Annotated in this window: 6 protein-coding genes; 4 read left to right on the top strand and 2 right to left on the bottom strand. The window is 45.6% G+C overall.

The window, feature by feature from the left end:
* Window positions 1-146: 146 nt before the first annotated feature.
* Window positions 147-1715 carry a hypothetical protein gene (locus BLR32_RS07585; RefSeq protein WP_143011386.1) on the bottom strand — a complete coding sequence of 523 codons (1569 nt, stop codon included), beginning with the start codon at window positions 1713-1715 and terminating at the stop codon, window positions 147-149.
* Window positions 1716-1982: 267 nt separating this feature from the next.
* On the opposite strand from BLR32_RS07585, the gene BLR32_RS07580 reads away from it, so the two are divergent.
* Complete coding sequence (locus tag BLR32_RS07580; protein ID WP_089830260.1) at window positions 1983-5018, top strand: T9SS type A sorting domain-containing protein; 3036 nt, start codon at window positions 1983-1985, stop codon at window positions 5016-5018.
* 138 nt (window positions 5019-5156) lie between these two features.
* On the opposite strand, the gene BLR32_RS07575 is transcribed toward BLR32_RS07580, so the two are convergent.
* The gene (locus tag BLR32_RS07575) at window positions 5157-6275 is read right to left on the bottom strand and encodes a pectate lyase family protein (RefSeq protein WP_218124158.1); all 1119 of its coding nucleotides are present in this window, start codon (window positions 6273-6275) and stop codon (window positions 5157-5159) included.
* 249 nt (window positions 6276-6524) lie between these two features.
* On the opposite strand from BLR32_RS07575, the gene BLR32_RS07570 reads away from it, so the two are divergent.
* From BLR32_RS07570 to BLR32_RS07555, 3 genes are all read left to right on the top strand, one after another.
* A complete protein-coding gene (locus tag BLR32_RS07570) occupies window positions 6525-7487 on the top strand; it encodes a DUF5996 family protein (RefSeq protein WP_089830256.1) in 963 nt (320 codons plus the stop codon).
* 243 nt (window positions 7488-7730) lie between these two features.
* Entirely contained in the window at window positions 7731-11225 is a 3495-nt protein-coding gene (locus BLR32_RS07565; protein WP_089830253.1) for a T9SS type B sorting domain-containing protein, read from the top strand.
* A 437-nt stretch (window positions 11226-11662) separates the two neighbouring features.
* Window positions 11663-13900: a Kelch repeat-containing protein gene (locus tag BLR32_RS07555; RefSeq protein ID WP_143011385.1), complete on the top strand. Its 2238-nt coding sequence runs from the start codon at window positions 11663-11665 to the stop codon at window positions 13898-13900.
* Window positions 13901-13916 lie beyond the last annotated feature (16 nt).

The following is a 13916-nucleotide window of genomic DNA, read 5'->3' as shown; positions in this document are numbered from 1 at the left end:
AAGCCGGATTCAACTCCGGCTTTTTTTGCCCGGTACAATTACCCGCTGTTACAAATATACCGCTGTATCTGTAGATTCTAAGGGCGTATTAAATGTGAACAGCCAGGACTACATATGGATGCAGATAGAACTAATTAGGATATAGTTTATGATTCAGTATCACTATCGGATTCATACAGTTCAAACCCTTTTTTTATAAATGCCTTCCATCTGCTTGCTACCACTGACCGATCAACTGTTTCAAATTGGGAACTAAGGGCTGTTACAAATGCATCCAATGTAAATCCTCTGCCGGATAACCATGTGTTGAATAGGGACTTTTTCATTGACTCGTCCTCAGCATTTACAAGTTTCACGTATTGTGTATAAAAGTCGCCTGCAATACCATCTATCAGCAGTTCTAAAGAATATTTTGCCGTAGGGTGACCCAAAAGCATTGCTTTCAGTTCTTCCACAATCCCTCCCCCGCGTACCATTTCCAGCATTAATCTACCCGTAAGAAGTGTAGTATATTTTTCGATGTTCTGCTCGGACTGGGCCAAAGCCCGAAACATTCCCCGCTGTTTTTCAACAGAGTCCATTTGTTCAAAGGTTGAAACTAAAGTGTTATAGGGGATTGCCAGGTAATCCGCCATATTTTGCAATGACCCCCATACAATATCTCGCAGTCCGTGAACGATTGTTCCAATATATCTCGGATTAGCTGACAATATTAGCGCGTATTTTGCGATAAGATCACTTGCAGCAGCCGGGCTGATTGACCTATCAGAGAAAACCCGGAATATGCCGGCATTTTGAACAATCATTTCACCTAGTGATTTCAGCGAAAACATGTGCCGTATCGTCGTATGTGTTGACTCGCGATCGTGGGTGCAGACGTTTGTGCGATCGCGCCAAAGGTCGCTTGTAGTTTCCCCTAAACCTCTGGCTTCACTGGCAAATTTTTCGAGCCAGTATTTATCCTCTCTGCATAGTTGCCCGGGCACGTTAGTATTGTCTGTCATGAAAGTCCCTTTGCGTATATATAGATTCCGGCTACTAATATCTAAGCCATTGGGTAATTGCATAACCTGGTACCAGGTTACGGATGGCAGGTCGTTTTTTTCAGTTGCTCTTTTGCCCCGATCTTCCTGATTTGATCCTCTTCGCGAAATAAAGGTAGAGGCATCATCAATTAATAACTTCGTTCCGGCAGTCAATTCCTGTCCTTCATTCTCCGCGAAATCGTCCCCGCCGAACAGGCTTCCGTCAACTTCATAAACAAGATGTGTTACGTCCCATGTAACCTGGACAGCCTGAACTTTACGCTGAATAGGGGAAATGTTTGTATTGTTTACATTTAAACTGCCTTTCATTTGCGCAGTCGGTTTTACCCTGCCTTGTTGCTGTTGAACAACATGCCATGCCTCGTGCTGTAAATGTTTTTCTTGTCCTTCACCAACGGGAATATCCGGCCTCTGTGCGAAGGCGATGGCCTGTAGCGGAGCAGTTTTGTCTGAGTTAGCAACTCTATTTTGGACTGATAGGGCAGAATCATTTTTTAATTGAAATGGACCAACTTGATGAGCAAAGTTAGTGTGGTCTGCAGATCCGCCTGCTTCGTTTTTCCACTGTAATACAGGCACGGCGGGAATGGCCTTACCGCCGTTTCCTGTCTGGATTGATGCCGATGGAGATTCCTGAGAATTGCTCTTGTTATTTTGTACTTGTTTCAAGGTAGAGGTAGTTCTACCATAATATCGGCTTTTTTTTGGAAATAACATAATGGCAACCAGGATCCTGTATTTTTAATTGACAATGGCCCAGTCGTTATTCCCAGATTAATCACGTTGCTGTTTTAGGAGGTTTTGTATCTTTACCCCGAAACCATATTCTTTTACACCTTGTAAACCCATCACCTGATTCCATACCTGTTGATATACAGTATCATCTGTAGAAAACCCATCAACGTCTAAGCATCTTTTCCCACTTAAATACTATATATGAAACACTCTCTATTACTATTTGCATGCCTGCTATGCGCATGCTTCCTTAAGGCAGGTGATATTGTCCTGCCACCGGTATCTGCCTGGATCAAATTCACCAATCCCGTCCAATCCGGCAGCCTATCCTATGGTGTTGAAAATAACCAGAGCGGTGAAGGCTACACGGAAGTAGCCACGGTGGATGGTGTGCCATGCAGAAAGATCCCTGCGGGTAAGTTTATGTATGTACGTTGCGACAGGGCCGCTGTCCCTACTACAGCTAAAAAAGTCATCATGTCTATTACCTACTATGATAACAGCATGAACTTCGTGTGGCTGAACTACACCCGTTCAGGTTCCGGCTGGGGCGGTGCTGACTTTAAAAAGTCCAATACCGGGAAATGGGTGACCCGCCTGGTATTCCTGGAAGATGCCGGTTTGGACGGCAGCATGGGTTACGGTGGAGATATTCGTCTGGGCTATGGTTCTGAAGATACCTACGTAAAAGATATCACGTTTTATGTTGGCTCATTGAATCCCGATGCGCAGCCTGTTCCAGCCAGACCTAATAACCCTGCTTCTGAATTCGTTGGTAAATCTTTCGCAGGCTACCAGTTATGGCATGAAGCAGGCCCTAAGGCGGAGGACTGGAGCCACTGGGCATACGATAAAGTACCTGCTGCCGGAAGAGGTAATCACAACACAGAAACATTCCCTTTGCTGGCAGATTATGAGAATAATCCGAATGTACCGATGTATGCTACCAACTTCGCGAACCTTGGAAATGGCAAGCCCGCCAAACTGTATAATTCTACCGATAAAGGTGTAATAGATGTGCAGATGGCGTTGCTGAAAAGAACTGGTTTTGATGGTGTGGCTATTCAACGCAATGCACCTGTTGGAAGGAATATAAAATATACTTCTACGGATGATTATTATGTCCATATCAAGAATGCCTGCGAAGCCAATGGCAGGTTATTCTATGTGATGTACTGTATGCCAGATCAGAACAATGGCGAGGTGAATTCGATCGACCTGGTGGAAGGCATTAAACGCGACTGGGTGTACCAGATGGAGCAGATCTATGAACTGACTAAATCGGGTGCTTATGCAACCGTAAATGGCAAGCCAGTCGTAGAACTCTGGGGATTAGGATATTCAACTATCCTCGTAGATAAAGCCCAGGCGCTTGAACTGGCGAAGTTCTTTAAAGACCGTGGTTGTTATGTAATTGCGGGTGTACCGAGAGATTGGCGGTTGAGAGATGCCGGTTCCCGTCCTGATTTTGAAGATGTTTATAAGGCATATAACATGATCTCTCCCTGGACAGTGGGCGTATACAGCGATACCACAGGAGCCGATAATTTCAGGACACAATACCTGATCCCTGACAAACAGTATTGTGATCAGAACGGCATGGGATTCTATCCTGTGATATTCCCGGGAAGCGCCTGGTCGCAGCACGTATCTGGTTATCCGAATGATACCCGAAGACTGGGGGGTAAGTTCCTCTGGAAGCAGGCGCGTAATATCAAGAGTATTGGAGTGAAGTCGATGTACTACGCTATGCTCGATGAGTTTGAAGAATCTACCAATATCATCAGCTCCGCGGTGGATTATTTTGATATACCGACAGATCAGTATTTCGGTACACTCTCTATGGATGGTATCTGGACCTCGTCTGACTATTACCTGCGTCTCGCCGGACAGGCAGCCCGCTTGCTGACAAGTGCAGAGACACCGGCAGAAATACCGATCCCTTATTCCCTGGGACCAATTTACTACAGGAACAGTTTTGAAAGCAGGGTAGCAAATTGTCTCATCAACGATGTGCCACAGAATATCGTTTCCCCGATTGATGCCTGCTTCTATAAGAATGCAGTTTTATCGTCTGCTGGTGTAAGCAATACAACTGTAACAATCGACAATGCAGCCGCATTTTCAAAGAGTGGCGTATACACTGTCAAAATCAATGGTACGGCTGCAGGAGCTTCTTCCTATTACTATAAGATATCTGAAACAAAGATTGCGGTGAAAGCCAATATGCAGTTGAGTTTCTGGAAATATACGGTGAACAATTCCGGCAGGTATACTTCTGTAGACCTGACATTCAAATCAGGCAAGGTACTACGTAACCTGACTGCCTACAAGGATAACAACGGTAATGCCATGCATCCGAATGTAGGTCGTGGTACTGTAGGCAACTGGGAACAGTTTTCCTGCCAGATCGGTAAGGGAGAACTGATAGGAGATGAGATCACCGGTATCAGCATCGCGTATGATAATCCGGCGCTGAGCGGCAACTTTACAGCCTACTTTGATGATATCATCATTGAAGATGCAAAAGATACCACTATCACTAATCCGCCGTCACCAGCGCCAATCGGCAGTACTATTTACCTGTACAATGATACACTGCTGGTATGTTCAGAAAACGGCACACAGGCCATGAACTGTAACCGTACCGGCTTAGGCCCATGGGAGAAATTTGTAGTAGTGGACGGAGGAAACAGTACGATCGCCCTCAAAGGGAATAACGGACTGTATGTAACTGCAACCAGTCCTATGTACTGCACAGGCACTACCCTTGATAGCACTACAAGATTTAAATGGATCGCGCTGAGCAGCAATACGGTGGCATTCCAGAGTCTGAAAGGTCTGTATATCTGTTCTGAGAATGCTACGAAACCGATGAACTGTAACCGTACTGCCATTGGCGGATGGGAGACATTCAGATGGGGCACTACATCTGCAGCCAGATTAGCACCAACACAGGTACAGCAGGTGGAAAATAAAGTGGCAAAGGCCGGTCTGAAGATCTATCCGAACCCTGCGAGAGAACAGGTGACACTGCATTATCAATTGCCTGCTGCCGCAGATGCTGTGATAGAGATCTATCATTCAAACGGAACGCTCGTAAAGATTTTGAGACAGCATATTCCGGCGGGAGAACAGCGTATACCTGTAGCTACAGGTAACCTTACTCCGGGTGTTTACTTAGTTAAGACTATTTCCAATGTGCAAATCGAAACAAAGAAGTTAGTAGTGGAATAGTCAGCGCCGACTGACATTCCATGCTGAAACCGGCGCTACCTAGCGTAAATGAAAAGCCCGAAACCGGCGCTATTCAACATAAAATATTAAAGGTTGTATCCATCGATACAACCTTTAATATTCAGGGCCCTTCTTTAACTATAAAGACGAGCAGCTATTGCCTGCTAAAGTAGCCCCGGCGCCATCTGTTCCTGTTATAGTTGATTTTACATTAGCGGTATCGAGCACAGTAATGCTGTAAGGCGGTACAAATGCCTGAATGCCATTACCCGCGTTGGTACCAGAAGTGTTTGTAAACACATTGCTTCTCGTTTGTACGGCTGTAGAGTTCTTATCCATCAAGTCGATCGGATTTTTAACGTTCTCAAAGATGTTAGACTCTACCAACAGGTTTGCTTCGAACCCAGCCTGTATGCAACTCTTGCTTACAGTGCTGCTGAAGTAGTTGTTGACAATATGTACCTGGCCAAAACGTACGCGTGGCATTCTTGCTACACAACCTTGTGCCCACCAGCATCTTACAAATGTGATGCGGAAATGGCCTCTGTCTGCGGTAGCACCATCGCTTGAACCAATCAGGTCAGAAAACCGGTGGTCGTCAGAACCACCAGGACCGCCTGCCTTAGGTGCCTTTAAGTAAGTGAATTTACAATTGGAAACAGTAACGTAGTCAGAGGTGTTCTTAATGTCAAAGTTGCCATCTAAGCCGTCTCTGAATTCACAATGGTCTACCCATACATTCGTACACGCATCCAGTGTGGCGTTATCCCAGCCATCAGTATCATATGCACCCGGACCATCAAAGATCAGGTTCCGGATAATGATGTTCTTACATCTCTTCACGTAGATGATGCCTGATTTATCTTTAGTCTGGTCGGTCGAAGCTAAAGTAGCGCCCGGACTACCGAAGATAGTCTTGCCTGTCTGGTCCTGGAAGGAGATCCTGCCTCCTGATGGGATAGTAATGGTACCGTCTACCTGTATTACTTTAATGCTGGTATTCTGAATAGCAGCTTTTAATGCATCATATGTAGAAACGACGGTAGGTTTTGCCGTGTCTCCACCTGTAGTGCCTCCATTCATAGATGCCCATGCCGGTGCAGAGCATGTTGTGGTGGCGGTAGCTACTTCGGCTGCCGCGCTGACAGTATCCGTATTTGCGATGCCCGTGTCTGTTGTTTCGTTTTTCTTACAACCTGCGAAAATAAATGTCATTACAACAGTTATCCCTAAGTTGCGTAGGTAATTGGTTTTCATGGATACTTGGTTTTTCTTTAATGTTGACTTGATTTAAATGTTCACTGTTTGTGAAGGGCCCTGAAGTTGCTTTGGTTTATTTAGTGCTCATTGTTCGAAACAAATGTACAAAGAAAATGATATAAGGAAAATTGATTATTATTTGCTATACGTTGAAATAAAACTACTTCTTCGAGGGAGGGATGTGGAAGGGATTATTTCTTTAAATTACTATAAAAAGATACTCTCTTCATTCTTCAATAGTTCGTTATGCAAAATACCCTGAAGCAAGACACATGGCCAGTGTTAAATTATGATGATCTTAAAGATACATTGGCCGCGGTTCATCTGTGGACGCAGATAGTAGGGAAGATCCGTCTGAGGAAGATGCCCTGGTTAAACCATTCCTGGCATGTTACCTTGTATGTTACACCTTACGGCCTGAGCACGGGCAGCATGCCTTATGAGCATGGTGTTTTCCAGGTAGACTTTGATTTCCATCTTCATCAGTTAATCATTATTACCAGTACTGGTAAAAGAGAAACGGTGGAATTGAAGTCCCGGACGATCGCTGATTTTTATAAGGAGGTGTTTGATAAACTAAATACATCAGGCGTAGACGTTACCATCTATACAACGCCCAGTGAAATGGAGAATGCAGTTCCTTTTGAGGAGGATCATGCGCCACGTACGTACGACCGGCAAAGGATGGAAGATTACTGGCAGGCACTTGTCAGGATCCATAATGTATTTACACGTTTCAGATCGCGCTTTACAGGCAAATGCAGTCCCGTACATTTATTCTGGGGCGCATTAGACCTGGTTGTTACCCGCTTTTCAGGAAGGGATGCACCACCACACACAGGACAGGCGCCTAACATGCCTGCCGATGTAATGAAGGAGGCTTATTCCAAAGAAGTAAGCTCCTGCGGCTTCTGGCCGGGAAATGAACAATATCCGCATGTGGTCTTTTACTCTTATTGTTACCCTGTTAATGAGGCGTTTGGAGAACAACCTGTTATGCCGGAGGGTGCGTTTTACAGCAAGGAAATGGGCGAATTCTTCCTGCACTACGATATTGTTCAGCAGGCAAAGGACCCGGAAAGAGAACTGCTGGCCTTTTTACAGTCAACTTATGATGCCGCGGCAAATACGGGTCATTGGGACCGCAAGTCGCTGGAATGTGATCTTTCCCACTACGAAAATGAATATGGGTGTTTCAGGCCCCTGTAAGCAAATAATTGTATACCGGGAAGCGGACATACGGACATGGCGTATGTCCGCTTTCTGCATCTAAAAGGTAGTAGCTAGTAACACTTTTGTGCTACTAGAATCGATGTTTTGGGCCTATTACAGGCCATTTAATGTTATTTTATCTGTAGAACCCGCTTTCTATATTATATTCTTAATAAATATATGTATTTTTCGACCCGGTAGATAAAAGATGCTACCTATATATCCCGAATATCGATTAACATGAAACCTACAACAGGTGTATTACTCCTGCTCGTCGCCATATCTTGTTTTTGTGTGCTTACTCCAACCATGGCCGCCAATTTCATCGTCACTTCCAATGCGGACAGCGGACCAGGAACTTTAAGAGATGCAATCACTAAAGCTAACAGTAACGGTACTGCTACGAAAGACTATATCTATTTTAATCTTCCCGGTACTCAGCCAGCTGATGTGACTATTACATTGCTCACCGATCTGCCAGGACTAAGAGGCAATATCGCTGTTGACGCCTCTACACAGGCTGCTCCTTTATTGGGCGCCAGTGGAGCCAGGGTAATCCTGTACCGGCAGGTAACAGGGGCACCTGCAACATATTATGCGTTGATGGCAGACAATGCACAACAGGTAGAAATATACGGTCTGGCTATCAAGAACACATTGAATAGCAATATAGAAGGGCATGGTATTGAACTGAGGGGAGCCTGTTCTGATATTATCATTGGTAGCCCCGGCAAAGGAAATATCATTAATGGCTACAAGTATTGCATTTACGGTGATTCAGGCAACTTCGACCCTAAGACTATCAGCAACCTGGTAATACAAAGCAATATCATTGGTTTTGAAGAGGATGGTGTAACTACCACCGCCCAGTTATCCAGTTATCAGCCCATTCTGCTTACGCATCTGAATGGGGTTACACTGGGGGGTAACAGTGCGGCCCTGGGAAACGTGATCATGGGCAACTATTATGGGGTATCCTTACGAACCGATGCGGGGAATGTAGTGGCCTCTTTTAATAAAATTGGTACAGATGTCAATGGCACCGGTGTAATGAACTTCAGTGTCAGGGACGAGATGTTGGGTATATATGGTACTACCACCGGCACTGTAATGATCAGCGATAACCAGGTGGCCGGTGTCAGTGATCGTGGTATTGGCATATTGGGTTTGCAGAATGCTACTTTCAGGATCGTAAGGAATAAAATAGGGACAGAGGTTACCGGCCAGAATGTACTGGGACAGCGTTCTTCTGGGATACTGATCACAGACTGTAATCAGGGTATTATAGGAGGTTCGCTGGCTGACAAAAATATCATTGCGGGATGTTATGATGCACCTGTTAACGTTATTAATGCTTATCGCGTAACCGTATCACAGAATGAAATGTTCTGTAATAATGTCACTTCCATTAATCGATATCCGGCAAACAGTATTCAGCTGGGAAACTGGAACCCGTCTGACGGCAGACCAATGCCGTTTGTGCATGTCATTGCCTGTACTGCGTCTACATTAAGCGGAACAGCTACACCCAATGCAAAGATGGAGGTTTTCACTCCCTACAGATGCAGTGGCTCATTGAAATGCGATGGCAGGAACTATATTGAGACATTCTTCGCAGGAGCAGATGGTAAGTGGACTTATGCCCTGAAAGGCAGGGACGGCGTCATCATATCTGCAACGGACGCAGCGGGGGCCACCTCGGATTATAGCAATCCTGTATGGAGCGATCATATTGAACTCGAACGCGGTATTGTGCATACTGCCTGTGGTAAAAGCACTGGTAGCATTCCTAATAAATTACTCTATAATGCGACGCCTTTCCACTGGGAAGATGGGGCTGGCAATACTGTTGGAACGGATACCTCACTGAATAATGTACCGGCAGGTCAATACAGGCTGGTGATGTATGGAGGAGGATGTAACAAGCCTGAGTGTATCGTCTATTCTGCTTTTTATGAAGTAAAAGATGAAACACCAGCAATAACGACAGGTACGGTGATTATAACACCGGCTACCTGTGGTGCTAATAACGGTAGCATCAACGGTTTGCAGATCAAGGGTATCAACCTGAAATATCAATGGCGCAATGCTGCAAATGCTGTGGTTGGAACAGGTCCGACTCTTAGCAACCTGGCGCCGGATAGCTATACACTGACCATCACTGATACTGTTAACGGATGTACGGCTACAGGTGGTCCTTTTGTGGTCAAAGGTGTTGTCGCTCCGGTACTGGACGCCACTGGTGCTATAGTGAAAAATGCTATATGCAGTCAGCCGACCGGTAGTGTCACAGGATTGAAAGTGACGGGTACCGGTGTTATCACATATACCTGGAAAGATGCCAGTCAGCAGGTAGTAGGCACTACTCCTGATCTGCTCAATATGCCGGCAGGTGTGTATGTATTGTCATTCACAGACGAATCTTCCTGTCCGGCCCTGCCTTCTGCTCCTTTTACCATCACAGCCCCAGGTTTGATCACTATCGATCAGAGCCGCGTCGTGATAAAAGATGCGTCCTGTGCTGCGGATGATGGCGGAGTGACCGGTTTGCAGGCCACTAATGCGGAGACTGTACGCTGGATGGATCAGAACGGAGTGACTGTTGGAAATAGTCTCGACCTGACCAATATGCCCGCCGGTACATATACCTTACAGATCAGAAATACCATAGGATGTAGCGCAATGGCTGATTTCACCGTTCCGAAACACAAGCCTTCACCTATGAACGTTACGCAGATCAATACACAGAACCCTGTCTGCAACCTGAAGAATGGTAGCGTAACAGGGCTGGTGGTTGTAGGAGGAACGCCTGCCAGCTATAAGTGGTTTGATGACAGCGGAGCCCTGGTCGGCCAGAACAGAGATCTGGTAAATGTTGGCGATGGCACTTACAAGGTGTATATCACAGATACTGAACAATGTGAACAGCTGGTAACGACCGTCACCCTGAAAACACCCGATTTGCCTGTAATAGATACTAAATCTGCCTATGTAATAGATGACGTGTGTAATACTACTTCCGGCATGATAACGGGTATCAGTGTGGCCGGAAAACAGCCGATATCATACGCCTGGCTGAATGAGGATAGTACGGTTGTTTCGGCTTTTCTGCGTGCAGACGGCCTGCCCGGTGGAAGTTATACACTGCAGGTAACTGATGGTTACGGGTGTATTGTGTATAGTGCTCCTTTCCCTGTACTGATGGTAGATATCCTCCTGCTGGCTCCGGCAGCTAAGGATGTGACTATCTTAAAAGGAATGACTGCAGAGATCAAAGTGAATGATAAACGTGTCGGTATCTATACATTATTCAAGCCTGGTACGGAATGGTCAGCAAGCAATGATACAGGTTTGTTCAGGATTCCGGGTATTACCGAAACTACAACTTTCGGAATGACTTATCAGTTTGGAGATTGTATAAGTCCGACTACCACGATCCAGGTACATGTGATAGATGGCATTAAAGTAGTGGCGCCGACAGCCTTTTCGCCCAATGGGGATGGCCGCAATGATATATTCAAACCTAAAGGATATGGTGTAGCGGCTTACAATAACTTTAGCGTAATGGACCGCTGGGGGAATGTGGTGTTCACTACCAAAAATATTGAGGCCGGATGGGATGGAACCTATCGTGGTAAGAAGGTTGACGCGGGTGCTTATGTGTGGATGATACAGGGAATTGACATCCTGGGGCATCCTGTACAGGAGAAGGGGGCAGTACTTGTTGTCTATTGATCCGAGTAATAAAAAAATACGTGTGGGATTGCGCAATACAACTTAATATTGTTTTTTTGCTTAAGTATGTATCGATCCCTCCTTACTCTATTTTTGTTACTCATTTTAAAAACCATAGGACAGGCACAATCTTATTTATCCTATGGGCTGGCGTTTAATGGACATGAGGCTGTTGCTGAAAAAAGAACTGCTTTTGAAATCGGCACTGATAAACCGCTCTGTTTTTCCGGTACAGTACGTCTCGAATTTGATCTGAACTTTGTATCCTACAATCATATTTATTTTGGCTATATACTAACGACAACCAGAATATTGATCTGATCTATGATCAGAAGACCGGGCGCTTCCGGGTTATTTCCGGCGAACATTTTTTTAATATCTCCTTCACCTGCGATGCTTATCAGTTGTACAATGAATGGAACCGGGTATCAGTAACCATGGACCTGAATAAACAGCAGATTGCATTAGCTGTTAACGATAAAAGTGTGGGGCGCTCTCCCTTCTCATTCAAGGGGAACTGTTTTAAATTCCTTTATGGGGCCAACGATGATGAACGATTTCACACCAGAGATATTCCTCCCATGCGCATCAAGGATATCAGGATCTTTGAGGGTGAACAGCTTAGCTATCACTGGCCACTGGAAGAAGTGGCGGATACACGCTGCACTGATGATCTCCGTCAGGAGCCTGCAGAAGTCAAGAATGGTGTATGGCTGAAACCTGGGCATCAGTACTGGAAAACGATCGGTTCCTTTCAGATGAATGGGAACGCCGTGGTGGCGTTTGACCAGCGGAATGAGCAACTGTTGCTCACCGGGATTGATTCTATTATTACGTATGATCTGCGGCAGCAACAACATGCCCGGACAGCAAAAGCTGTGGAGCAGGAAAATATCCTGATAGGTTGCCAGAGTATCTATGATACATTCAGTAACCAGTTGTATAACGTCTACATCGACCATAAGAAAGTGGCTGCATACAGCCCCAAACATCCGCAGTGGACGACTACTTTCCCTGATACCATCCTTACAGAATTCTGGCATGCCAATAAATTCATTTCTCCTGTAGATACTGCTTTGTACATCATCGGCGGATACGGGCAGTTGAAATATAAAAACGTGATACAGCGATGGCAGCCCCGTACCGGTAAATGGGAGATGTTACCTGGAAGGGGCAGCTTTTTTCCACCCCGTTATCTGGCTGGTCTGGGCTTGAATGCCACCGGCGATACGGCTTTTATCATCGGCGGCTATGGTAGTATCACGGGCGACCAGATGCTGGATCCCCGTGGTTATAATGATCTCTTTGCTTTTGACGTGCGCACCAGGAATTTCAGCAAGCGGTTTAGCCTGGATTCCGTGTATGGCAGCTTCACTTTTGCCAATAGCCTGATCATAGATGCTAAGAGAAGACAATATTACGGACTGGTATTTTCCAAGGATAGTTTTAACTCCCGTTTGCAACTGCTCCAGGGTTCGCTGGACAAGCCGGTATACAAGCTTACCGGCACGCCAATTCCTTATTCTTTTTATGACGTGCAGTCCTTTGCAGACCTGTATTATGCGCCCGGTGTTGGTAAGCTGATCGCAGTAACCTTGTTCTATGGCGATCAGGAGCTTCGTCAGCGGAAAACGAAAGTGGATGTTTATACGATTGATTTCCCGCCGCTGGATCTGAACCCTGTAGAAGATAAAGCAACCGGCAGGAGAGGAATGTTAGGTAAGTGGCTCATTTTCATATTGTTGTTTTTTGTGGCTGCGATAGGCGCTTTATGGTGGAGGTTGCGGAAAGTAGGCTTACAGCCGGAAAAGGGAAGCAGTGCTACCAATGAACGGGAGCAGGTAAAGGCGGTATCAGAAGAACCGGATACTACGACAGCACCTGTAGTGGAAGAGCCGCATCCGGAAGAGGCAACAATACCTGAAGAAGAACTGACGGAACTGCCGGAAGTACCCCGTTCGAGTATACGCCTTTTTGGCCCTTTTCAGGCCTTTAACGGGGAGGAAGAGTTGACTGGATTATTCACCCCGTTAATGAAAGAACTGCTGCTCCTGATCCTTATTTACACCGTGAGGACCGGTCAGGGTATCACTGCCGACGAACTGAATGAGATCCTTTGGAATGGTAAATCGGCCAAAGATGCCAAGAATAACAGATCAGTCAACCTGGCGAAGCTGAAAAGCATACTGGAGAGGATCGGGAATTGTATGGTCAATAAGAAGTCGGTTTACTGGCAGTTCCAATATACGGAAGATCATTTCTACCTTGATTATGAATGGTTTGTTAACCTGACTAAACGAAAGGCTACGGCAGACAGGCTGGTGATGACCGACCTGCTGAGGATAGTCGAAACCGGTGCTTTCCTGGCCAAGACGGAATATGACTGGCTGGATGATATCAAGGCGGAGGTAAGTAATGCCGTTATAGACCTCAGCCTGGGATACCTGAAAGAAGACAGGCAGGCAGGGGAAGACCCGGAATTTGTGATCAGAGTGGCTAACGCCATTTTTCTCTTTGACCGGTTGAATGAGGAGGCGTTGGAGTATAAGTGTAAGAGCCTGATACAGTTAAAGCGGTATTCATTGGCGAATAATACCTACGAGAAGTTCGTAAAGGATTATAGGGATATTTATGGGGAGGAGTTTTATAAGTCGTTCAACGATGTGATAAGGTAGCAGCAATATCCGGAAT

Source organism: Chitinophaga filiformis (assembly GCF_900102545.1).
Taxonomy (GTDB): Bacteria; Bacteroidota; Bacteroidia; order Chitinophagales; family Chitinophagaceae; genus Chitinophaga; species Chitinophaga filiformis.
The sequence above is the reverse complement of the archived record's forward strand: the minus strand, read 5'-3'. Positions and strand labels throughout refer to the sequence as shown.